This window comes from Bacillus sp. SH5-2, assembly GCF_008368905.1.
GTDB classification, from domain to species: Bacteria; Bacillota; Bacilli; order Bacillales; family Bacillaceae_G; genus Bacillus_A; species Bacillus_A luti.
In genome coordinates this window covers 37,352-60,685 of sequence record NZ_QOSD01000040.1, presented here as the reverse complement: position 1 = coordinate 60,685, position 23,334 = coordinate 37,352, and the positions used below count along the sequence as shown (strand labels likewise).

26 protein-coding genes and 5 pseudogenes are annotated in these 23,334 nt (G+C 34.8%); 24 read left to right on the top strand and 7 right to left on the bottom strand.

All coding sequences use genetic code 11. From position 1 onward, the window contains the following. Positions 1–321: 321 nt before the first annotated feature. Positions 322–954, bottom strand: coding sequence for a glycerol-3-phosphate 1-O-acyltransferase PlsY (gene plsY / locus DN410_RS27135; RefSeq protein ID WP_149178771.1), 633 nt, complete (start codon positions 952–954; stop codon positions 322–324). A gap of 116 nt (positions 955–1,070) precedes the next feature. Then, a pseudogene (locus DN410_RS28650) lies at positions 1,071–1,262 on the bottom strand (hotdog family protein); the annotation flags it as partial. Between the two features lie 67 nt (positions 1,263–1,329). On the opposite strand from DN410_RS28650, the pseudogene DN410_RS27125 reads away from it, so the two are divergent. The 6 genes and pseudogenes from DN410_RS27125 (at position 1,330) to DN410_RS27105 (ending at position 6,545) form a co-directional block, all read left to right on the top strand. Further along, positions 1,330–2,297: pseudogene (locus DN410_RS27125) on the top strand (beta-ketoacyl-ACP synthase 3). Positions 2,298–2,472: 175 nt separating this feature from the next. Then, positions 2,473–3,840, top strand: a complete 1,368-nt coding sequence (locus DN410_RS27120) for a short-chain fatty acid transporter (protein ID WP_149178770.1) — start codon at positions 2,473–2,475, stop codon at positions 3,838–3,840. A gap of 781 nt (positions 3,841–4,621) precedes the next feature. Then, positions 4,622–4,738 (top strand): annotated as a pseudogene (locus DN410_RS28945) (DUF7225 domain-containing protein); the annotation flags it as partial. Between the two features lie 453 nt (positions 4,739–5,191). Then, entirely contained in the window at positions 5,192–5,749 is a 558-nt protein-coding gene (locus DN410_RS27115; RefSeq protein ID WP_149178769.1) for a TetR/AcrR family transcriptional regulator, read from the top strand. Between the two features lie 14 nt (positions 5,750–5,763). Next, positions 5,764–6,126 carry a DMT family transporter gene (locus DN410_RS27110; protein ID WP_149178768.1) on the top strand — a complete coding sequence of 121 codons (363 nt, stop codon included), beginning with the start codon at positions 5,764–5,766 and terminating at the stop codon, positions 6,124–6,126. Continuing rightward, entirely contained in the window at positions 6,123–6,545 is a 423-nt protein-coding gene (locus DN410_RS27105; RefSeq protein ID WP_149178767.1) for a YvaD family protein, read from the top strand. The genes DN410_RS27110 and DN410_RS27105 overlap by 4 nt, the downstream gene beginning before the upstream one ends. Positions 6,546–6,718: 173 nt before the next feature. Here DN410_RS27105 and DN410_RS27100 read toward each other — a convergent pair whose 3' ends face one another. After that, the gene (locus DN410_RS27100) at positions 6,719–7,264 is read right to left on the bottom strand and encodes a transcriptional regulator (RefSeq protein ID WP_149178766.1); all 546 of its coding nucleotides are present in this window, start codon (positions 7,262–7,264) and stop codon (positions 6,719–6,721) included. A 125-nt stretch (positions 7,265–7,389) separates the two neighbouring features. Between DN410_RS27100 and DN410_RS27095 the strand changes: the two genes are divergently transcribed. From DN410_RS27095 to DN410_RS27085, 3 genes are read left to right on the top strand one after another with little or no spacing between them, the layout of a single operon-like run. Beyond that, the gene (locus DN410_RS27095; RefSeq protein WP_149178765.1) at positions 7,390–7,629 is read left to right on the top strand and encodes a PLD nuclease N-terminal domain-containing protein; all 240 of its coding nucleotides are present in this window, start codon (positions 7,390–7,392) and stop codon (positions 7,627–7,629) included. Next, complete coding sequence (locus tag DN410_RS27090) at positions 7,626–8,531, top strand: ABC transporter ATP-binding protein (protein ID WP_149178764.1); 906 nt, start codon at positions 7,626–7,628, stop codon at positions 8,529–8,531. Before DN410_RS27095 ends, DN410_RS27090 begins: the two co-directional genes overlap by 4 nt. Further along, positions 8,528–9,316, top strand: coding sequence for an ABC transporter permease subunit (locus DN410_RS27085; RefSeq protein WP_149178763.1), 789 nt, complete (start codon positions 8,528–8,530; stop codon positions 9,314–9,316). The genes DN410_RS27090 and DN410_RS27085 overlap by 4 nt, the downstream gene beginning before the upstream one ends. A 54-nt stretch (positions 9,317–9,370) precedes the next feature. On the opposite strand, the gene DN410_RS27080 is transcribed toward DN410_RS27085, so the two are convergent. The 3 genes from DN410_RS27080 to DN410_RS27070 all read right to left on the bottom strand — a co-directional run bounded on the left by DN410_RS27080 (position 9,371) and on the right by DN410_RS27070 (position 12,362). Further along, positions 9,371–10,630, bottom strand: coding sequence for a serine hydrolase domain-containing protein (locus tag DN410_RS27080; protein WP_149178762.1), 1,260 nt, complete (start codon positions 10,628–10,630; stop codon positions 9,371–9,373). Between the two features lie 100 nt (positions 10,631–10,730). Further along, complete coding sequence (locus tag DN410_RS27075; protein WP_149178761.1) at positions 10,731–11,930, bottom strand: MFS transporter; 1,200 nt, start codon at positions 11,928–11,930, stop codon at positions 10,731–10,733. Positions 11,931–11,945: 15 nt separating this feature from the next. After that, complete coding sequence (locus DN410_RS27070) at positions 11,946–12,362, bottom strand: MarR family winged helix-turn-helix transcriptional regulator (RefSeq protein WP_000343680.1); 417 nt, start codon at positions 12,360–12,362, stop codon at positions 11,946–11,948. Positions 12,363–12,551: 189 nt separating this feature from the next. On the opposite strand from DN410_RS27070, the gene phaZ reads away from it, so the two are divergent. From phaZ to DN410_RS27045, 5 genes and pseudogenes are all read left to right on the top strand, one after another. Beyond that, positions 12,552–13,454, top strand: coding sequence for an intracellular short-chain-length polyhydroxyalkanoate depolymerase (gene phaZ, locus DN410_RS27065; RefSeq protein ID WP_149178760.1), 903 nt, complete (start codon positions 12,552–12,554; stop codon positions 13,452–13,454). A 60-nt stretch (positions 13,455–13,514) separates the two neighbouring features. Further along, entirely contained in the window at positions 13,515–13,742 is a 228-nt protein-coding gene (locus DN410_RS27060; RefSeq protein WP_149178759.1) for a hypothetical protein, read from the top strand. Positions 13,743–13,860: 118 nt separating this feature from the next. Next, positions 13,861–15,057 (top strand): MFS transporter, encoded by a 1,197-nt coding sequence (locus DN410_RS27055; RefSeq protein WP_149178758.1) that lies wholly within the window; start codon positions 13,861–13,863, stop codon positions 15,055–15,057. Continuing rightward, on the top strand, positions 15,041–15,241 hold the full coding sequence (locus DN410_RS27050; protein ID WP_000166302.1) for an NETI motif-containing protein: 201 nt from the start codon (positions 15,041–15,043) through the stop codon (positions 15,239–15,241). The genes DN410_RS27055 and DN410_RS27050 overlap by 17 nt, the downstream gene beginning before the upstream one ends. A gap of 280 nt (positions 15,242–15,521) precedes the next feature. Continuing rightward, positions 15,522–15,905, top strand: a pseudogene (locus tag DN410_RS27045) (VOC family protein); the annotation flags it as partial. Between the two features lie 359 nt (positions 15,906–16,264). On the opposite strand, the gene DN410_RS27035 reads toward DN410_RS27045, so the two are convergent. Beyond that, on the bottom strand, positions 16,265–17,347 hold the full coding sequence (locus DN410_RS27035) for an S-layer homology domain-containing protein (protein WP_149178757.1): 1,083 nt from the start codon (positions 17,345–17,347) through the stop codon (positions 16,265–16,267). Between the two features lie 366 nt (positions 17,348–17,713). Between DN410_RS27035 and DN410_RS27030 the strand changes: the two genes are divergently transcribed. From DN410_RS27030 to DN410_RS26990, 10 genes and pseudogenes are all read left to right on the top strand, one after another. Then, positions 17,714–18,136, top strand: a complete 423-nt coding sequence (locus DN410_RS27030) for a hypothetical protein (RefSeq protein WP_088229690.1) — start codon at positions 17,714–17,716, stop codon at positions 18,134–18,136. 27 nt (positions 18,137–18,163) lie between these two features. Further along, on the top strand, positions 18,164–18,469 hold the full coding sequence (locus DN410_RS27025; RefSeq protein ID WP_088229689.1) for a WXG100 family type VII secretion target: 306 nt from the start codon (positions 18,164–18,166) through the stop codon (positions 18,467–18,469). Between the two features lie 22 nt (positions 18,470–18,491). Next, on the top strand, positions 18,492–19,211 hold the full coding sequence (locus DN410_RS27020) for a DUF5081 family protein (protein WP_149178756.1): 720 nt from the start codon (positions 18,492–18,494) through the stop codon (positions 19,209–19,211). Then, a complete protein-coding gene (locus DN410_RS27015) occupies positions 19,211–19,534 on the top strand; it encodes an MFS transporter (RefSeq protein ID WP_088229687.1) in 324 nt (107 codons plus the stop codon). The genes DN410_RS27020 and DN410_RS27015 overlap by 1 nt, the downstream gene beginning before the upstream one ends. A gap of 32 nt (positions 19,535–19,566) precedes the next feature. Beyond that, on the top strand, positions 19,567–21,147 hold the full coding sequence (locus DN410_RS27010; RefSeq protein ID WP_255446882.1) for a hypothetical protein: 1,581 nt from the start codon (positions 19,567–19,569) through the stop codon (positions 21,145–21,147). Between the two features lie 3 nt (positions 21,148–21,150). Then, positions 21,151–21,669, top strand: a complete 519-nt coding sequence (locus DN410_RS27005) for an SMI1/KNR4 family protein (RefSeq protein ID WP_001067164.1) — start codon at positions 21,151–21,153, stop codon at positions 21,667–21,669. An 80-nt stretch (positions 21,670–21,749) separates the two neighbouring features. After that, positions 21,750–21,929 carry a hypothetical protein gene (locus DN410_RS28880; RefSeq protein ID WP_370456834.1) on the top strand — a complete coding sequence of 60 codons (180 nt, stop codon included), beginning with the start codon at positions 21,750–21,752 and terminating at the stop codon, positions 21,927–21,929. Then, positions 21,893–22,207 (top strand): annotated as a pseudogene (locus tag DN410_RS27000) (hypothetical protein); the annotation flags it as partial. The gene DN410_RS28880 and the pseudogene DN410_RS27000, both read left to right, overlap by 37 nt. Before the next feature lie 86 nt (positions 22,208–22,293). Then, positions 22,294–22,653, top strand: a complete 360-nt coding sequence (locus DN410_RS26995) for a hypothetical protein (protein WP_255446881.1) — start codon at positions 22,294–22,296, stop codon at positions 22,651–22,653. Continuing rightward, a complete protein-coding gene (locus DN410_RS26990) occupies positions 22,650–23,300 on the top strand; it encodes an SMI1/KNR4 family protein (RefSeq protein ID WP_098986782.1) in 651 nt (216 codons plus the stop codon). The genes DN410_RS26995 and DN410_RS26990 overlap by 4 nt, the downstream gene beginning before the upstream one ends. Positions 23,301–23,334: the final 34 nt, after the last annotated feature.

The window sequence follows — 23,334 nt, the reverse complement described above, 5'->3', positions numbered from 1 at the left end:
AGTTGATGGATGTGGGGTAGTACCACATAACCATCAAGCTAATACTTTCATATCCCCCTAAAATAAAAAATACGCTATTCTTTCTGTAGAATCATAGGAAAGGATAATGTATTTTTTGATTTCTTCTATTCAATGTGTACGTTAATATTTACGCATGATGTGATGACTTATATTAACCCTTTATTGCTACTAAGGTAGGAGATATACCAAAAATAGGATTATAAAGTGCATTTTTCTTGAGTGGCTCCAAAAGTAAAGAATCGTTGCCGTCCCCCTTAAACGGTTAACTAACCCCAATTTTTTTCTATTTTGACGACATGCTCAACGCCGTGGAAAAATAAGTTTGTTTTCTGTTCCTAAAAGCAGCCTTTGTATATTTTCCATATGCCTGAAAATAACCATAAATGCCATTAGGAATGCAAATATATAAAAATATAAGGTATTCCCAAAAACAGGAATAAATGAAATGACCGCAACAAGCAATGTAGCACATATTGTACCTAAAGAGACATAACGGGTTAAAGCTACTATTATCACAAAAAAGCCAAGGCATAAAAGGGCCATAACCCAGTCAACCATAAACAGTACAGCCACTGCTGTAAGTGCTCCCTTGCCTCCTTTAAACCCAAAATATACCGGCCAGTTATGCCCTATAACCGCTCCTGCGCCCGCCGCTAAAAGGCTTACGCAATCTTTAGTCTCTCCCGAATAAAAGTAAACGCTAAGGAACAAGCCTATATAACAGGCAATTACCCCTTTTAATATATCTCCCGCAAGAACAAACACCGCAGCAGATTTCCCAAGTACCCTCAGAGTATTGGTAAGCCCGGCGCTTTTGCTTCCATGGCTTCTTATGTCCTTGCCGTATATTTCCCCTACAATCACCGCTGTATTAAGGCTTCCTAAAAGGTACCCCAAAACTAAGGCCGCAAAAATCTTTAAAATATCAATCATCACTCTTCTCCCTTTATATTATTCTGAATTTCTTTTTTCTACATCAATACAGGGTTTTAGCATTGTTCTTCTCCAGAAAATTTTTCAATAAACTTCTACTTATTTATTCATGTTAAAAGGGCATCTACAGTAAGGACGTTGAGTGTGACTGAATAGTCAGAAAAATAACTGATGAAAAATCCTTCATTAGTTACAACATTTTGGATCTAAACTGCACGCTTTCCTTCTTCTACTTCAATGATCCGATCAATTAATAAAAGGGGATAACGATGGGGAATAATTTCTTCTATTTGTTGAATATTGATAATTATTAGTACCTAGTACTATTATTTGATTATATAACTAAGTGTAAAAATAGTAAAGGGGGATAAATGTATGCAATCAAAAGCAAGAATTACAGCTATTGGTACCTATGTACCTGAAAAAAAGCTGACCAATGATGATTTAGAAAAATTAGTAGATACAAATGATGCATGGATTGTACAAAGAACTGGGATGAAGGAAAGAAGAATTACTGGTGATAACGAATATGCCTCTACATTAGCTTTTAAAGCTATTGAAAACTTAGTGGAACGTTATCATAAAAGTCTTGTCGACGTGGATTGTATTCTCGTTTCAACAACTACGCCTGACTACACTTTTCCAAGTGTAGCCTGCCAAATACAAGAGTATTTTAATATTCAACATACAGGTGCTGTTGATTTCAATGCGACTTGTGCTGGTTTTACATATGGATTACATCTGGCCTTCATCGTAAGATTTTAATTGTAACGACAGAAACCTTATCTAAGATTACAGACTATACAAATCGAACTACATGTATCTTATTTGGAGATGGAGCCGCAGCTGTTTTAGTAGAGAAAGATGAAGAAGAGTCTAGCTTTATAGCTACCCATATTGGGACAAATGGGGAAGGAGATATGCATGTATATCGTAAAAATTTATCTACTACCATGTTTGGAAATCCTTTAAGAACACATGAGAAGATAGTTCAAAATGGAAGAGAAGTATATAAGTGGGCAGCACGGACACTACCAATTGGTATTAAAGAATTGTTATGTCAAGCAGAGTTACAACTGGAAGAGGTGAACTGGTTTGTTCCACATAGTGCTAATTTACGAATGATTGAATCTATATGTGAAAAATCAGGTTTCCCACTGGATAAAACGTTAACAAGTGTAACATACATGGGAAATACTTCTTCTGTCTCTATTCCATTAGCATTAGACATAGGTATGAATGAAGGAAAGGTGAAAAAAGGGGACACTCTCTTACTCTATGGGTTTGGAGGAGGTCTTACACACGCTGGACATATCATTAAATGGCATTTAGCAAAGGAATAGGAGATGAAATATCCAATAGTAACATAAACGTATTTGAGAGATTGAAAGTAACGGTATTTAGATATTCGAATGTAGATCTAGTTGATTGGTGTGCAGCAAGTGTAAAAGGATTTTATTTTCTTTTGTGGAATGTTATTTATATTTATCTTATTAAAATTTAGAAAGGAGAATATTTATGAAACATTCCTTATTAGAGACAAATCCAGAACCAGGAAAGAAAGAATCATTGCTTACACGGTGTGCAAATGTATTTTCGAGATGGTCTCAGAAATATGTCCCAGATGCCTTTGTTATTGCTGTGCTGCTCACTTTATTTACTTTCATTATAGCTTTGTTGATGAATCCCTCAAATCCGTACAAAATCGTAAAATCTTGGGGGGATGGATTTTGGACTTATTTAACGTTTACAATGCAAATGGTATTGCTAATGGTTACAGGGATGACGCTAGCTTCTGTCCCGTTTATCAATAGAGGCTTGCAGTCTATTGCAAAGTTAGCTGATACACCTCAAAAGGCTTATTCGATGACATTTTTGATCAGTGCAATTGCATACTATATCAATTGGGGACTAGCCGTAGTTGTGGGAGCTATCATTGCGAAGGAAGTAGCGAAAAAGAATCCGAATGCACATTTTCCATTACTTGTAGCAGCTGCTTATGCTCCGACAGCCTTATATAGCGCAGGTCTTTCAAGTTCTATTGGCCTGACAATTGCCACAAAGGATCATTTTCTTGTAGATATGATTGGAATTATTCCTACCTCACAAACAATCTTTAGTTATTCTACTCTAATTATTTTTTTCACTCTATTCATCACGATGCCAATTATTATTGTACTTATGGCTCCAAAAAGTGGGATTATCAGCTATAAAGCAACCGAAACTGATACAAATTCTTTTGTAAAACCTCCTCAAAAGAATTTAACTATTGCGGAAAAACTAGAATGGACACCGGTTCTAGGAATAGTATTAGGTGCAATCGGCACGTTGTATTGTGTTTATGAATTCATGAACGGTCGTAGTTTAGATTTAAATATCATTAATTTGTTTTTCTTGTCACTTGGTTTGCTCCTGCATGGTTCTCTTGGCAACTTTGCACAAGGATTCAAAGAATCTGCGCAATCCATCTCTCCGATTATCCTACAGTTTCCATTTTATGCGGGGATTATCGCTGTTTTAGGTAGTTCAGGATTGGGAAGCTCAATCATTGAATGGATGGCATCCATTGCGTCAAAGGATACATTTGATATATTTACATATTGGTCAGCGGGATTGGTGAACTTATTGGCACCATCTGGCGGGGGACAATGGGCTTTACAAGGGCCATTACAGGTCCCGGCAGGATTGAAGTTAGGTGTAGATCCAGCTACTATCGCTATGGCGGTAGGCTGGGGGGACGCATGGACAAATTTGATTCAGCCGTTCTGGGCACTACCTCTTTTAGGAGTGTTGGGACTGAAAATTAAAGATATTATGGGGTATTGTTTCATTCTCTGCATTTGGGTCGGGATAGTTACAAGTTTATTGATGTTATTTGTATATTAGCTTTCATAGGAATACACATCACTATCAAGTAATACCATTAAAATGAAAAAAACGCTATTCTTTCTGTAAATACAAAGGAAAGGATAGCGTTTTTTTATGTTTTTTAGAAAGTGTGATACATAATACATGACTAATTCATGGCCAATATCAAATTCATTCGTAAGCTATTCTTTATCAAGCTGAACATGATAATTACCATCAACGATATGGTTAAAACTATCTAAAATAATAGGGCAGAACCGGAAGTGTTAGAAGTACTACGAGAACAGTTGGGCATTATTAATAAGAGACAATAATAAAATCCTCCTGGATGCAAGAAGATTTTTCTATTGGGAATTGGGAATAGTAAGGACGAGAGGAGGTGCATTACATATGGGAAAAGGTAGAAGTAATAATGCTGGTAAAAAGCAACCGAATTTCGATGATTCATCTAATTTCGCTAAACAAAGCCAACCGACAGAAAAGAAGAAGAAGTAAAAAAAGGATCTCTCTTGATAAAGAGAGATCCTTTTTTTAATATAATGACGTTTCGGCACAACATATCGATTGCTCAACTAAATAGTCATTATAGTCATTCATGCAAGGCTTAAACTCCTTCGAATGGAAGTTAATTTAATATTATTGTCCTGCTTTTTATAATGCTTCTTCACGTTTACCTTATTTAAAAAGCCAGTAAAAAAAGACACGTTTCCTAAATAAACGAGCTCTTAATGGAGTAGTATCTTTATTTTGAGTATTTAATAAAATTCTCCAATTTATATTTTACTCTATTAGTCTATGAAATTTAAGTCATTTATTTTATGGGCCAAAGGAAGAGAGTCCATCGTTTAGACCATATGGGAATACTTATGAGGTTGATATAAATTCTTTAAAGAGAGTAGAAAAGACACTTGTATAAGGGTGTCTTTTTCTATAGTTTTTTAGCAGAAGCAAGTAGCTTTAACAATAATTATTCAGCTTTGTAATTGTTATAGGAATCATATGAAAAAAGGATACTTGGAAAAAGGGCTACTATTGAATTTATAACCCTTTGTTTGTTACTCATTAAAAACTATTAGTGCTCAGTGACTGATATTTTCTATCCAGACTCATCAAGCTAAAAAAGAATATATGCCAACATAGCCTTATAGAGCTGCATTTAACTTTTTTAAGGCTTCATGTAGCAGTGTTATTTATACATTCACTTGATTGTTGAATATGCAGGTATGATCCTCATCGCTCTCATGTTTTACCTGTTTTGAATTAAAAAATAGAAATTTTAAAATATTTGTTGTATAGGTTGTGTTAAATATTGTAAAATGAAATGGTACCAAAAAAACCAAATTGGTACCAATGGTTTAGGAGGCGGGTTATGAAACAAAGAATAGTAACAGAAACAATTCATCAAATTCAAACGAAGGGGTTTACATTTACAATTAGTGACTTAGCAAAACAATTAGCTGTGAGTAAGAGGACAATTTATGAGCACTTCTCTTCAAAAGATGAAATAGTAGATGAAGTTATTTGTAATGTAATAGAAAGTATTCAAGAAAAGGAAAAAGATATCGCTGAAGACGGTACATTACAAACAGTTGAAAAAATAAGACTCATTTTAATTTGCATTCCACAACAATTTACATTCATGGATGCACGTTTATTAGTAGAACTGAAAAAACAGCATTATAATCAATGGTTAAAATTAGATCAGTTTTTACGTGAAGGTTGGTCTACTGTAATTGGTTTAATAGAAGAGGGAATGAGAGAAGGAAGCATCAGAAAAATTCAAATTCCGTTTTTTATTGAAGTATATTTGGGGGCATTAAATCGCATATATGATCCTATGTTTATTGAAAAAAGTGATTATACATTGGGAAGTATGCTTGAATCTATTATGGACATGTTACTGTACGGAATTTCTAATTCAAAATAGGAGGTGGGAGAATAATGCAGTGGATTTATTTATGCTTAGCAATTTTATTTGAAGTAGCGGGTACAACTGCGATGAAACTATCTGATGGATTAACAAAACTTGTACCAAGCATTCTTATTTTTGTATTTTATGTAGTAAGTTTTTCGTTTCTTTCATTTGCATTAAAAGGGATGGAGATGTCCGTTGCATATGCGGTTTGGTCAGGTATGGGAATTGTAACGATTACAACAATTGGTTTTGTTTATTTTGGAGAAAGTATCAATATAATTAAGATACTAGCAATTCTTTTTATTTTAGTTGGAGTCGTAATTTTAAATTTTAATAGTGCGGCACATGAAGCGAAGAAAAAAGAAATGGTGGAGGAATGTATACATTGAATCGATTAAAGTATTTTTTCCTTATTACTGATCTTGGGTTTGTTGTATATTGGCTCATAACAATTTTTCATATGATTCCGCAAGAATATTTGTTTAAAGATTACCAAGACCCTATTTTAGTAGCATGGAACTGGTCTTTTTTACCCTTGGATTTGTTAATCTCGTTAACGGGACTTTTAAGCTTGTATTTGTATTCTAAACAAAAACATATTTGGAGCCACTTTGCGTTCCTATCATTAATTTTAACTTTTTGCTCAGGTTTACAAGCTCTAGTATTTTGGGCAATCCGTTTAGATTTTGATATTTCTTGGTGGATCCCTAATTTATATTTACTAGTTTATCCATGCTTCTTTTTAAAAAGTGTTTGGAGAGAGTGTGGATCGTCGTATAAGACTAACATGAGAAGAGAATCCATGTAATATAGATAGCAACTTTAAGTACATTTGAATTCTAGATTCTAAAACATTTCAGCTTCTAGATCAGTTTTTTTCGCTAACTATACAGCAAAAGTCAAAAAAATTGTCAAAATGAAGATAGCCGGTGTTTCCTATGGTAAGGAAGCATCGGCTTGTATTATGTATATTGAGTGAGTTCACGTTTCTGGAATAATTGTAATAGCGATGGTTCGAATCGGAGCCTCAATTTCGTCGTCTTTACTTTGGCTATTGTAGTATTTAATCATTAATTCGTTAAGTTCATTTTGAAATTTTCCAAAGTGTTCCTCATTTAGCTTTAATTCTACTACAGAAAAAGTAGCCTTATCTTCTTGACTGTTTTGTTCTTCTAATTTCTTAAGATAGCTTTGATATTGTGTCATAAGTGATAACTGGTAGTAGGAAATGTAGTTTAACTTTTCATCATCAGATAAGCCTTTCCATTCACTTCCTTCAATTTTTGCATCTTCTTCATTAATTGCGTAATATTTTTCAGAAACAGATTTCACCTTTTTTTCTTTAATTACATGGACGATACCAGAATCAACCATAGTTTGTAGCTGTCTATATAGTGTTGCTTGTGGTACATTTTTGATGATTTTTACCATTTCTAATGGTGTTAGCCCATCTTCCTTATTTCTCATTAACACTTGGCAAATTTTCATTCTTACCGGATGCATTAAAATTTCAACTTTATTACTCATTCGCTCACCTTATTTATCATGTATTTTTATTCTCATTATAAATAATGAGAATAATGTTTGCAATTCATTCATTTATGTTTTATCATTATCAATAATGATAATGAGTTTAGGGAGGAATGACAATAATGCAACTACATTATGGATTGAATGATCTTAAAGACATTGATATTATGGTTTTTCTACCCATTATATTGCCAGTTATTGCAGTGGGGGCACTTTTAGTTTTCATTGCATTCATTGATCTATACCGACATAGAAAAACAAGAAAAAATGTACTTGTATGGACGTTTATTATTCTTTTCGTTAATATATTGGGACCTATTTTGTACTTTGTTATAGGGAGAAAGGACAGTGAGAAATTATGAAATTAGAGATTAAAAATGTAACAAAATCATTTAAAGGAAAAATTGCTGTCAATAATTTCTCGATGGAACTGCAAGCGGGGGAATGCGTCGGATTAATTGGACCAAACGGAGCAGGGAAATCCACATTAATAAAAGTAATTTCGGATATTACTAATCCAACTGCTGGTGAAGTTTTATTGAATGGGATAAAAATATCAAAAATGAAAAGTGAAATTGGTTATCTACCTCAATATCCTAATTTTTTTCATTGGATGACAGCGAGAGAAACGCTTACGTTTATGGGCCAACTTTCGGGATTGAAAAAAGAAGAAGTGTCAAAGTCGATTCCAAAAATGTTGGAGAAAGTTGGACTAAAGGGCGAAGAAAATGCAAAGGTTAGTACATTTTCTGGTGGAATGAAACAACGACTTGGCATTGCGCAAGCATTATTGCATAAACCTTCGCTTATTGTCATGGATGAACCGGTATCCGCATTAGATCCGATCGGCCGGCGGGAAGTATTGAATCTGATTGAAGAAATAAAAAAAGATACAACCATTTTATTGTCAACCCATATATTAAGCGATGCAGAAGAAATCTGTGAACGATTTGTCATTATAAAAGATGGAACAAAAATAGAAGATACAACGATTACGGAGCTTTTACACCATAATAGTGAAAATAAATTAATGATTGAAATAACAACTAAAGATCAAAAGTGGATTGAAGTTGTAAAAAAATTACCTTATGTGAAGAACGTAGAAGTGGTTGGGCTTAAAATCAAAGTTAAGGTTCAAAGTATCGAAATAAATAAAAATATGTTACTGCAAAATGCACTCGAACATAAAGTGGACATCGTTAAATTTGAAATGAGCAACGATACTTTAGAAGAAATTTTCTTGAAATTGGTGGTGCAAAAATGAATAACTCAATGGTATTGATAAAAAAAGAATGTGTTCAAATGTTACGTGATTTTAAGATCATTTGGCTACCAATTGTTTTTATATTTTTAGGTGCAACACAACCGATAGTAACTCATTATTTGCCATCAATTTTAGAAGCGTTAGGAGGAGGACAGGGAATTACCATTGATCCAAGTATGGTAGCACAAAAAGGAGGCGAAGTATTAGCGAGTACTTTAGGATCCCAGTTTGATCAGCTTGGACTTATGATTCTAGTGATTTCTATGATGGGTGCAATTCAAACCGATAAAGCAAATGGTATGTTGGCCTTTATTTTAACAAGGCCGGTTACTGTTACTTCATATGTAGGTGGGAAAATAGTGTCAAACTATTTAATGGTAGCGTTTAGTGTAACAATTGGATACGTAACTTCTTATCTATATGTAAATTTTCTTTTTACTGCCGTTCCATTTGCGCACCTAATTACTGGATTACTATTTTATCTAATTTGGGTTCTTTTTATCGTATCTTTCACAACAATGATAAGTGCTATTTTTCACAGTCAAGGTATTATTGCATTAATTTCAATTGTTTTCCTTTTAGCCTGTAGAGTAATCGTCGGTTTGAATCCAATAATGGATTTGCTTAATCCAGCAAGTATGAGTAAGTATGCAATGGAAACGTTAGTCACGGGGGGAGTAAATTCAAACGCAATAATTACTGGATTACTAACTATAGTATGGATCTTATTGACACTCTTCGTAACGTATTATTGGATTGTTAATAAAAAGTTTCATTATGAATAACCTTGATGAGGGTAATGGTTTCAAATAAAACACCGCAATAAGAAGAAGCTTCCACTACTGTGGAAGCTTCTCTAAATGATGTGCAATATCAATATACATATTGGAGTAAACCGAATGTATTTCATTACTTGGCGTAGCGTTAGAAGAGAAGTGGACAATTACCATATTTGCTTTCGGATCGATGTAAAGTGTTTGTCCGTAACTACCTAACACTTCAAAAGCACCTTGTTCATTGTGCGGAATCCACCATTGATTATGATAAGAAATGGAAGCTCCAGGGCCAACTGCAAGTTCACCTTCTCGGACATTTTTTATATCTTCAGTAATAGAAGAAGGGAGAATTTGTTTTCCGTTGTATTCCCCGTTATTTAGTAGTAATTGCCCAAATCTAGCCATATCTCTAGCAGTTGCATTTAAGCCAGCGCTTGCTTGTTCTACTTTTGTTTCATCGGTTACGTAATAAGCGTTTTCTTCCATACCAATTTGAGACCATATTCGTTCGCTAACATTTTCAGCTAATGATTTACCAGTTATAGTTCGAATAACCCAAGCGAGCGTTTCTGCTGATCCGTTATCGTAAGAAAAATCGGAACCAGGTGGTGCAGTTTCTTCCGCTTCTCGTAACATATCATAAATTTTCATCGGACCGTCGTAGTTTTTACCTCGGGGTAAAATATTGCTCGCTAAATATAGTTGTGCATCTTGATTTTCTAACGCTGGATGTTCGTATCCGTGAGTAGGGTACTCTACAGACACTTGCATGTCCATTAATTGTTGCAGCGAGGCATTACCGAACGGTGTATTTTTTAATTCTTTTATATATGTGTCAGCTGTTTTTTCTAAGTCAATACGGTTTTCTTCAGCGAGAGATTGTATAATTGCCCCGGTAAATACTTTTGCTAACGATGCCATACCATGAGGTTCACTCTCTTTATATCCATTGAAATATCGTTCATAAACAAGTTGTCCATTATGTACAACGACGAAAGCATCTGTTTTGTTTTCATCCAAAAGTTTTTTTAGAGGAGTTGTATTTCCGAATCTACGTTCCACAGCAAAGTCGTCTAAGTTTTGCAATGCAGTAGGGAAGTGGGAAATTTGATTAGGGTTATTATTTACCTCGTTAATTAAGGTGAATTCTTTCATATGCGTGTACGACCAGCGTAAGTACGGATCATCTAACCAATTTTTTTTCGTCACGTTATTTTTCGATGGGATTGTTTTATTATGTTTGAAGTAAGTGAAACCGAGCCCTGTAATTACAAATATGAATGTAATTATGAGTAAGAGTAGGGGAGATTTTTTTAGTTTCATATAGGTCCCTCCTTTTTATTTCTATTATAAGTATACGCTTCTATTGAAAGAAATACAAAATAAGGAAAGTAAACGGGGAAGTTTACTTTCCTTATTTATGTTAAGCGGATATTTGTCCGTCTGTACGTTGTTTCTTGAATTTTTGTTTTCGTCCGTGTAATCCATAATATAAAAGTAAAGTGAACGCAACGATAATAGCTGCGATAAAATACATATTATGATAACTTGATTTTGCAGCGACGATACCTAAAATGAAAGAACCAAAGCCAATACCACTATCAAAGAACGAGTAGTAAGTAGCTGTCGCAGAACCGCGTCGATGGTTTGGAGCGGCAGAAATTGCAATCGTTTGGAAGCTAGGAATTAATGTTCCGTAGCCTAAACCGATTAATACACCTGCACTTAGGAACCAAAACGGAGTTTGCGCTTGACTTAAAGCGAACATTCCAATTGTGAAGATGATAATAGCTGGATAAATAAGTACATTTTCACCGAAACGATCAAAGATTTTTCCTGTAAATGGACGAGAAATTACAACAACGAGTGCGTAAACAATAAAGAAGTAACTAGCAACTGTCCCTAAACCGAGCTCTTTTGCATAAATAGGAATAAAGGATAAAATGCCACTATAAGAAAAGGCTAAAACAAATCCTGTTAGAGCGATTGGAATAGAAGATGGTTCAATTAAGTCTTTCCAGTTCATCTTTTCTCGTTTTTGTTTACTTACTGGTTCTTCATGAGGAATATTCACTACTAATCCTAATAAAAATGCGAGTAATGAAAATACCGAACAAACAATAAATAGTACAGTAAATGAAAAATGGGAAATAATTGTTAAACCTAAAAAAGGACCAATTACCATTGGCAGACTCATAAATACGCCGTAATAAGCAAGTGCTTCACCACGTTTATGAGCTGGTGTTACATCAGTTACAATCGTACCAGTTGCAGTTGTTGCCATCCCGAACCCAATGCCGTGTAAGAAGCGAAGGGCAAGTAATAAAAATAAACTTTGCGCACCGAAATACATAACAGTAGCGGCTAAAAATAATGAAAGTGAAATAAATAATATTTTCTTTCTTCCTAAATCATCGAGCCATTTTCCTGTGAATGGTCTACATAAAACAGAAGAAATAAGAAACACAGTTGCAACTAAACCAATTTCCTCAGGTTTTCCTTTTAGGCCGTCTATTACATAGACGGGTAGAGTAGTCATAAGCATGTAAAATGTTAAAAAGAGAAATAGACTACTAAAACAAGTTCCGAGGAAATCCTTCGTCCAAAGTTTCTCACTTTGCATCGTCATCCCTCCAATTTAATCTAAGTTTTTAATAATTTGTTGTAACACTTGAAATGCTTGATGTAAATCATCTTCGTTAATACCTTCTAGCGTTTTTTCTTCGAAAGTATCAACTTCTTCTTGCCATACTGGAATCATTTTTATCGCTGTTTCGGATAAAGAAATGAGCTTCTCGCGGCGATCTTTTCCTTCTGTACGAATAATCCAACCCATCGTTTCCATACGTGTTAACGTACGAGTCATCGTTGGCGATTCAACATTTAAATACTGGCACAATTCTGTTTGGGTACAAGATCCAGTTTGATTAATGCGAAAAATTACAGCCCATTGTGCACTAAACAATCCAGTTGGAGATACGCGTTCATTAAACTTCTTCGTAAACTTTCGAGAAGTTTGACTGACAATGTGGAAAAAATGTTGTTTTTCGTCCATATAGTTTAATCCTTTCAAATTAGTTACCTAGCTAACTATATACTTTTTTATTATAATTGTCTAGTAAGAGACATGTTGATTTATGTAAAAATTTCGTAGAGGTTTTATGTTGAGAACATATATTCTACATGGTATTCTTTAATTAAACAAAGAATTTTCTTTCTATTGAAAAGAATGGGGGAACTTGTGATGATTAAGCCTACAACAATGGAGTTTGTTTCACTATCGAACGGAGAAACCATTGCGTATCAGGAAGTTGGAAGGCGAAATACAGAAACTCTTGTACTCATTCATGGGAACATGACATCGTCACAACACTGGGATTTAGTCATTGAAAAATTGCAGGATCAATATCATATTTACGCTCTTGATTTAAGAGGATTTGGAAAATCGACTTATAATCAGTCGATAGACTCATTACAAGACTTTGCTGAAGATGTAAAACTATTTATCGACGGGTTAAAACTAGAGAAATTTTCATTAATGGGTTGGTCAATGGGCGGTGGTGTTGCGATGCAATTTACAGCAAATCACCCGAATTTTGTAGAAAAGTTAATTTTAGTAGAATCAGTAGGGATGAAAGGGTACCCAATCTTTAAAAAAGATATTAACGGGCAACCGATCGTATCAAGTTTAGTAAAGACGAAAGAAGAAATCGCGCAAGATCCGGTACAAATTGCTCCAGTACTAGACGCGATAAAAAATATGAATAAATTATATTACCGCACAGTATGGAATCTACTAATATACACACATAATCAACCTGAACCAGATCGTTATGAAAAGTATTTAGATGATATGTTAATGCAGCGTAATTTCGTAGATGTGAATTATGCGCTCATTACATTTAATATTTCAGATGAACATAATGGAGTTGTAGAGGGAAATAAACAAATTCATCGCATTAAAGCTCCTACACTCGTCATACAAGGTGACAGAGATTACGTCGTACCGCAAGTAGTCGGTGAAGAGTTAGCGCAACATTTGCCGAATGCGGAGTTGAAGGTATTAGAAGACTGTGGTCATTCACCGTTTATTGATTGTTTAGATGTGTTTATAAAGCATGTAGAGGATTGGTTAGAACAGAAATAATCCCCGAAATGAAACGTATTGCATATACTATAACATTGTAAGTAAAAGGGGAGATTATCAATGCATCATCCGTTCTTAATTGCGCATTCGCCATATAATCATCATGTATATACAAAAGTGATGATAGCTCCGCTGTATATGCAAGTTTCACCAGTTGTAGTTCCGTTACAAATACAACAGCCACCAATTGTTCATTCGCATCATTATGTATATGAAACTGCTTTTTATAAACATCCGTATTTTAAGCAATTCCATAATAACGTGAAGGCACAAGTGTGGGAAGGATAAGGTAAGAAGCTAAAATGTCCATTCTTTTAGCTTCTTTTTTATTGCTAATATTCGTACACGCATTTGAAGAAACAGTTTATAATGAGAAGTGGAAAGCGTGAGAAGGAGAGGGAAATGGATGTCGATGCGTTTTACTTTTTGGATTATGGTTGGGATTGTAGCAATCTCGGGTTTGTCACAAGGTATGCTCTTACCGGCCATTGCAATGATTTTTGAACAAGAAGGGGTTAGTTCTAGTATTAATGGTATTCATGCGACGGCATTATACATTGGGATATTAGTTATTTCGCCGTTTCTTGAAAAACCGATGCAGAAGTTTGGAATGAAGCCGATAATTGTTATTGGTGGGTTTCTCGTTATTATTTCATTATTCTTTTTTACACAAACATTTTCATTTTGGGTATGGTTTATCCTTAGATTTCTAGTTGGAGTCGGAGATCATATGCTTCATGTCGGAACGCAAACGTGGATCACGACAACGTCCGATCCGAGTAAAATAGGGAGACAAGTATCGATATACGGTGTATTCTTCGGAATTGGTTTTGCCGTTGGTCCGTATTTAGCGAGCACTGTTCAGTACGGTCTTGCAACGCCGTTTATGATATCTACGGTACTTTGTTTAATCGGTTGGCTTTTATTACTCCCAACGAAAAATGCATTCCCAGCGCAAGATGAAAGAGAAGTGAAGAATGAATCATCATTTTCTCGTTATAAACAAGTTGTTGGATTAGGATGGATTGCGTTACTAGGACCACTTGCATATGGCGTACTGGAAGCAATGTTAAACAGTAACTTACCAGTATACGCGCTTCGAAAAGGATGGTCTGTTTCAGAAGTATCCTTCTTATTACCAGCGTTTGCAGTTGGGGGCATCATTACACAAATTCCGCTCGGTATATTGAGTGATAAATACGGAAGAGACCGTATATTGACGTGGACGTTCAGTGTAAGTACGGGTATTTTCTTGCTTGCAGCAGTATTTGATCAATATTACTGGATTGTCTTTGCTTGTATGCTGTTAGCTGGTATGGTCATTGGATCGTGTTTCTCTTTAGGACTTGGATTTATGACTGATTTATTACCGAGACACTTACTACCAGCAGGTAATATATTATCTGGAATCGCCTTTAGTTTAGGAAGTATTATGGGGCCTGTATTAGGAGGCTTATTTATAGAAAAAATACAGTATACAAGCTTTTTCATTGCGGTTATGATTATAATAGGAACTCTCGCAATGTTATATATGATCTACATGAAGAATCAATTCGCATCAAGAAAAATAGAAAGTAGGTTAGGGCATGACAAAACAACCTAATAAGAAAAAATTTGAAGTACTCGAAAACGAAACAATTACAGACTGCTTAGCACGCATGGAACAAGAAGGTTACGCACCGTCTCGTCGCATGGAAGAGCCAATCTTTCATGAAGTGAAGAAAGACGGCAAAACAGAAGTAGAACCGTGCGGTAGAAAGATTGTTTTTGAGGGGAAATTGAAGTAATCCGAATAGCAAATTCTTTTTGTGGTATAGAGCCATCCAATTCATTTGAATTGGGTGGTTTTTTTACAATTCACAAAAAATAAGCTCATGCGGAAGGGTTTGCTATACAAAAATGTAAAAGTAAATTGAAAAGTCCGTAATGGATAGAATTTCGGCGCTGGGACATGAACTATAAAGACACATATTTATACCTTTGTAGGAACGAACAATTATACAAAAGTAGGATGATTTAAAATATATGTATTTGTATTATAAAAATATGAAAGGGGGTATGAATATAATGATACAAATCATATATGAAACTCATTTACATGTAAGAAATTTAGAAAAGGCGATAAATTTCTATCAAAATAAATTAGGTTTATCATTAGCAAAAAAGCTATCGAAAAGGCGAGTTGCTTTCATTTGGGTGGGAGAAAATAAAAAACAAATGCTTGGATTATGGGAAGTACATGCTAATGAAGATTTTGTGATGAAACACTTCGCTTTTCGTGTAGATTTAGAGTTTTTAAAGACTTCTAAATTGTGGTTAGAGGAGCGTGGAATAGAGGTGATAGGGAGTCAGGGGAAAGGAAATGAAGAGCCAATTGTTCAAAGGTGGATGCCAGCTGCAAGCGTATATTTTTTAGACTGTGATGGAAATAAATTAGAGTTTATCCCGCTTTAATGGGCAGTAAGACCCCCACCTCAAAATTCAGCGAAAGCAAAGAAGTTAGGTGGGGGATCAACTGCCCATAAAAGTCCGATTGGTGAGGGCTGATAATCAGTGGGGGATGAAGAAAACCCCCACTGATTAAAGTTTCACTTTATTTCTATGTTATATGATGATCCAGATGAACTAGAATATGCAACGTATTTAAGTGAATGGAATGCGGAGCACCAAGAAAAATAAAGTTTAATCAGTAGAAGTTTTATAGCTTTGGATTTTGTTAAATAGATAGGGAAAAATAAAATCCCTCAAGAAAAGGTACGTTCTTGAAGGATTTTTTTATGCTTTATATATTTTATATTGCTTGTAACGTATTAATGATGTTCACTTTTAGATATTTCAGCGCGTTGAATATAACCATCAGAGAAGCTGAAATAAAGAGAATAGCTTCCTCGATTATATATAAAGCCTTCACTAGTCATATCCTCTCCGATTCCATCTGGTTCACCAAACCACTCTTTTAATTCATTGATAGATATATCCATTTTTACCCATATATATCTAGCGTCCGAAGGGTACATGTCAATATTATAATCTCCGTATACTGCTGTATTAGGTGCATCACATTCTGTACATGGTGCTTGCTTCCAAACATCAGGCACTCCAAATTCTTTTTTTACCTCAGATATATCTTTACCCAATGCATTTAATTTAAATGGACCAAACGTCCCATTCTGTAAAGCTGTTGTTAACATTTGTTTCATTTCTTCTTTTGTATTGATGTTGAAATTATAATCTCTGTTTTTTGCTAATGTATTATATAAAAATTGTGCATACTCCTCACGTTTCACAAGCGTGTTGCCATTGTAATTACCTGCCTCATCACCGTAGGATATTCGGTTACTACGTAGCGTATTTACAAATTTATAGGCCCAATGATCTTGAGGTACATCTTTAAAGTTACTTTGGCCTTTTGATTGTAATTGAAATGCTTTTTGTAATACTACTGCCATTTCATACCGAGTTAATGCATCATCTGGACGAAAAGCACCTGTTCCATCACCTGTCATAATTCCAGCCTGTACAATAGCTTTAATATCCTTTTCAAACATATGATTTTTAATATCGTTAAACATATTGCTCTGTTCATTGTTTGCTGTTAAACCTAAATGACGAGCGATTAAAGAAGTTACCTGGCCTCTAGTAATATTATCCCCAAAACCAAATTTGCCATTTCCATATCCGTTAAAAAGTCCTGCTGCTGCTAAGTAATCAATAGCAGTTTTTGACCAGTGGTCCTTTGGTACATCTGTAAATACAGTGTTCGCATTGCCAGCTACTTTATAGTTATTCGTAGTTGTTTGTGCGTTTGCTGTGCCTACCATCATTGTAGTTGCTAGTGCTGTGGTGATCACGAATCCGAAAATTTTTTTAGCTTTGCTTGTTTTCTTGCCCATTAGCGAAAGCCTCCCCAGTTTAATTTAACTTTATTAAACATACGTATTACACATATACATCTAATACAATTAAATGTATACATCGCAATTATAACATGTTAATGATGATCATTTGTCATTGATTTCCTTAATGTGGATAAAATTTCAATAATCTATATGAAACTATAATTTTTAGATGATAAATATTCATTGCTATTTAATTGAAGAAAAATACGAAAGCTTTGTATAAAATATGGAAATGTTAAAATTGCTTTGATAAAATAGCGATATGCAAAAATAATTATTTGTTAATTCTTAATGTAATGAATATTCATGTTTAAATATACGAATTTAACTACATAGTTATTGTACTAAAGGGGGAGAAAGATGTTAGATGAATTGTACAATGCTTTTTTAAATGCATCTGGTTTTACAGAAAGTGCGAGAAAACGAGATCAGTATGATAAACTGCATGATGAATTAAAAGATGCAGAAAGAGAGTTACAACAATTAATTCAAGACGCTGAATCGGCGAAGAGAGATTATGAGAGTAAAAGCAATGGTTTAGAAGCTAATAAAATTCCGGCAGTGGAATTTGAACAAAAACGTCATGAAAAGGATGAAAAATTAAATACATTAGTATCCTATTTTAAAAGTGCATTAAGCGATGTTGGATCTGCAAAAGGTACAGCTTATGCAAAGTATTTGGAATATAAAGCGAAAGCAGAAGCGGAGAAAGCAGCCGCATATGATGCTGCGACCAAGGCTTTTGAAGAAAAGAAAAAGGAACTTGAAAATCTTATCCATTAAGCATACAAAGAATGTGGGGGAACTAACATGAGTGGTAAAGAGGTTGAAATTATAGGAAGTAACACGACAAGTGCCATTTCTTACGCACAAAACATTGAAAATGGTATGAAGGATTCTTTAAACCAAGCGAAAGACTTAAAAGCATATGTCACAGGTGCGAAATGGAATGGAAAAACGAGAGATGCCTTTTTAAGTTATCTTGATTTAATCATTCAATATAACTCAGAAATGGTAGAGGCATTTGAAGGGCATACGAAAGCTTTGAAAGAGTTAGATAAAAGTATTCAAACGTACGGCGATATACCGAAAGTAAGGGCGATAAAACAATTGTGATGGAGAAACGAGGGATAAAAGAATGGGGAAAGAAATGAGTTTTGCACCTGCTGAATTATATGTTCTCGCAGGTGCAGCTGGAGTTACGGATATATTTGGATTGCCAAATCGTGACGTAATTATTTTACTTGATGAAGAATGTGTGACAAAAGCAACTACGAGTTTAAAAGAAAAAGGCTTACTTACAAGCGAAAATGGAATTACCCGTGCAGCTTTTCAAATGATTGAACTATTAAAGGAATATGAGAATTGTCACGAATACACGAGAATTAATAATTTGTTAATTGGTTTTTTGAAAGAGGATAAAGATCGAGTGGCTGTATTAACAGAAATAGAGCCAAATAAAAAATACGAAATCGACTACATACCAAAGCCAGACGTATATTTTTCATTATTAACACGCATTCCTTTCTTATTGAGAGAACCGAGGGAAATAGAAGATACATTTTTCTCAAAGAGAATGACAGAGGCAGAACAACAAACATTTGAGGAAAAAGATTTATCAAATAAAGACGTTATAGCGATAGAAACGTATACGAGGCCTCGAAGTAATAGAGGAGGAAAATGGGAATGTTTCTTATATTTCACTGAAGGAGAAGATTTCGTTCAAATAGATGTAGATCGTAATCGATATGACTGGGTGAGCCTCTATGCGGTTAATAAGAAATTGTATGACGTGTTAAAAATGCCATATAAAAAGTTAATTGACCCGAGACAATTCTCGTTAGGAGGTATTCAATAATGCAAGTATCAATGGGAGATAGTGGTTCTGGTGGAGAAGAAGTATTAGTTAATTTTCAAGAACTACTTGATATAGTAATGAAATTAGAAAATATATATAAAATCCATTTAGACGTCATTGGAACGAATATTGAGAGTTTATTAAGTAGTGATTTTTATCAAAAAGGTGAAGCGATGAGAGTAATTGAAAAATACCCTGATATATTACACAAAACACTTGAATTGTCTGAACACTATTATAGGTCGGCGACAGTTGTAAGGGACGCATGTGTAGAAATGTTTGAAAAGGACGAACAATTACGTGAAATATTAAGTAAGTTGTAGAAATCACCATACGGCTGGGGGATGAAAACGAAATGGATGTGAAATATAGACCTGAACCATGGCAAAACATGGGGGATGGTATGAATCGAATTACAAAAGATGCACTCATGAAATTACAGAAAGCAAATGAATTATTAAAAAGTGTAGAAGGAAGTATACGAGGTTTAGACTCGGATGGTAGTATACATTTTAATCATAAAGATCAATCGGAAAAAATAGGGGAATTACTTGAAAGCTATACGACATTACAAAAATATTGCGGAGAAGCAGGGGGATTGGTCTCTGAACATATAGATAAACCTTTTTTAGTAGAAATGGATAAATTTGCTCAAAAAATGAGAGATACATCTATTCTCAGTTTCAAAACAGATAACCGAATTGGCTCCACAACAACAACAGTATTACCAGGTGCGCACGCGGGGTACGGAAGTGTACCACAAACAATAAAAACAAAAAAAGATAAAATAACAGTAGAAGATATTTTTAGAGATTCACCTGCATTTGATAACGTACTGAGAGCGGAGTACAAAGAACTAAAAAAACAAAACCCAGATGCAAAATTAAATTATGAAGAATACAAGAAAGTAGTCCCATCCACACGAGGATTTGAATACAAATCGATAGAAGATGAACAGAAAAAACTAGAAATGGTGCGAGACATAGGAATAGGCGTAGGAATCATCATCACAACAATCCTTTGTCCACCACTTGGGGCCGCTGCCGCAGTAGTATACGGCGCTGTACAAATAAAAAGTGGTATCGACGGAGAAGACTGGGGAACACACCGGAAATTGAGCCAAGAAGAACGCACAGCAAACATCATTTTTGGCGGATTAGACGCAATCCCAGTTGTTGGAGCAGTAGGAAAAGGAGTAAAAGCATTCAAAGGCACGAATGAATTAGCTGATTTAGCGAAATTATTAAAATTCAAAGAAGGAATGCCTGGTTTTAATCCAAATTTGGGTGGAAATGTGGTACAATCGCTTAAGGAAAATAAGACTTTAAAGAATGCACTAGATGCGATGAAAAATACTCCTATTCCAGTAGCAGTTAGGATGGTGGATACTGGAATAGGAATGAGGCTTCCTTATATAGAATCTTCAACTGTTGGAGAAGTAGCTGGAAAGTTTTCAAAGGCAAGTACGGCAGCTAAGGATGACGCTTATCAACTTGCTAAGGGTAGTGGTGGTTCAGGAGTTAGTAAGGAAGGTAGTGTGGCTAAGGGTACGGGTAAAACTGGGGGACCTGTTGAAGTCAAAGCACCACCAGGAGCGACAGATGAACAGATAGCACAAGTTAAGGCTTATGTTGAGGGATCTAATAAAGCTTTAGAAGCGGGTGCTTTATCACCAACAGGAAGAGTATCAACTAAAGGTAAATTAAGACAAGAAGCTTCACGTGCGGCAAGACTAGAAGGCAAGCGTGCTGCCGATAATGGAGAAGCATACAAGGGACATGTTGGTCATGTTCCCGATACAACTTGGATGGGGAAACCGGATCCTCATAGTTGGTTAGACCTTGACCCAAAAGTTAATATGAGCATAGGTGGACAGGCTAATAAATATCCAATTGGTTATAAACCTACAAAATTTAAGTTTGTAGAGGAGGAGTAGACGGTGAATAATTGGAAAGATAAGATAGCTACAATGATTTTAGTGAAGCAGGAGCTAATGAAACAAGATGTAGAAAAAATATGGCCACACCATTTTCCAGAGGTGGGAGCAAATGAAAAATCTATTTGCACTATTGAACAAGAATTGGGATATAAACTTGATTCAATGTATCGAGAATTTCTTCAATATGCCAATGGTTGGGCAGGTTTTTATCAAACGGTGGATTTATTTGGTACGGAGCAATTAAAGGAATCTTCTATAATGGATTATGCTCAGATGCTATTAAAAGCTATAGATGATGTTGTTTTAGAGGGTAGTGGTGTTTTAAGACATGAGCTACTACCAATTGCAGTTTCGAAATTTGATAGGGATTTATTTGTTTTATGTCTACCTTCTTCTTCTAGACCAGGAGAGATTATTTGGTTTGCGGGCGAAGAAATAGATAGATTTGAGAACTTTGACGAGTACTTTTTAGCAATGATTGACTATAATAGAGAAGAAATATTAGCTTTAAAGGGGTAGTTTATACAATTATGCTTGTTTTAAGTGTATTTTACTGTACAGCTATAAAAACATAAATACTGATAAATCTATAGCAAAATATATTTGAAGTGGACAGAAAACAAAATAGATATATTGTTACTACAAAACTTACAAATTTATGCTACTTAAAAACATATGAACTTAAAGCACTTGATTGTCAATTAAAGGCAACGAGTGCTTTTTTGCATTTTAGCGTAGAAATAATGTGGTACAATCGCTTAAGGAAAATAAGACTTTAAAGAATGCACTAGATGCTATGAAAAATACTCCTATTCCAGTAGCAGTTAGGATGGTGGATACTGGAATAGGAGTGAAGATTCCTTATGTAGAATCTTCAACTGTTGGAGAAGTAGCTGGAAAGTTTTCAAAGGCAAGTACGGCAGCTAAGGATGACGCTTATCAACTTGCTAAGGGTAGTGGAGGGGTTAAGGGTACGGGAGATTCCAGATTAGAATATTTGAGAGGGAAATATGGCGAATTAACTTCTGAACAGCTCCATGCTAATATTAATGAAAGGGCTGGTATTACATTTCCGCAAAGGGCCACTAGGAGTCAACTTAAAAATGGAGGTTATATTGTTGAAGATGTTGACTTGTATAAAAAATGAGTCCAAATAAGAATCGTGCTCTGGGTTTTCGAAATACAAAAGATGATGGCTTGGTGCAAGCACATCACGCAATACAAGATGAATGGGCTAAGATATGGGCTAAAACAAGCGGTAATAATTATAGCAGTCGACAAGCACCATCAATATTACTCAAATCTACCTCTGGTGAACCACATGCTATAATATCTGCTCTTCAAAGGGCTAGAAGAAGGAATGAAGGTTTTAGTACGGATATAATATACGAATTTAATATTAGCTATAAAGAAATGATTGAAGCGGGTGTAGATTTAAAAGTAGCAAAAAAAGTAATGCGAGAAGCATATAGATATTTTGATGGATTAGGGGGATTTAAATGATAAATGTTCAAAAATTGTCGACTTATGAATTATATTCTCCAGTTGATGAAAATGAAATTAAAAAAATCGAAGAGGAAATGGGATTAATACTCCCTAATGTTTATAAACAATTACTAAAGCATACAAATGGTTTTGTGTCCGATAATGGAGTCGTTATATTTGGAGTGGATATAATAGATGAAAGGAATAAAACATATGAAGTCCATGAATATGCAAAGGGTTATGTTGCTGTAGGAAGTAATGGTGGAGGCAAAATACTGTTAATGACTGCAAATGAAAACGCAACAGAGTTAGTACAAGTTGATTCGGGGATTATGGATCCGAATTATGCTACCACAGTAAGTGAGAATTTTATACAGTGGATAAATGCCGGAGCGATAGATATTGAATGTGTGGACGAAGAACAGGAAGTGTTTAAGGAAAAACTGTGTAATCTTATATTGGTAAGTCCACCAGTAGGAGGGGCTATGGATTTAAAGAAAATACAAGAGGTATTTATCATCAAAAAGGGATTGTTTGACTTATTAAAAGGATCAAAACAATTACCATTCGTGTTAATGAAAGACATACCTGTTGAGTTGGCTTTAAAAAACATAGAACTGTTAGGCGAATTAGGGGATATATTGAAAATATCTAGTACTGATTAACTGATTTTAGGGCTTAAAATAGAGGGTATTTGAA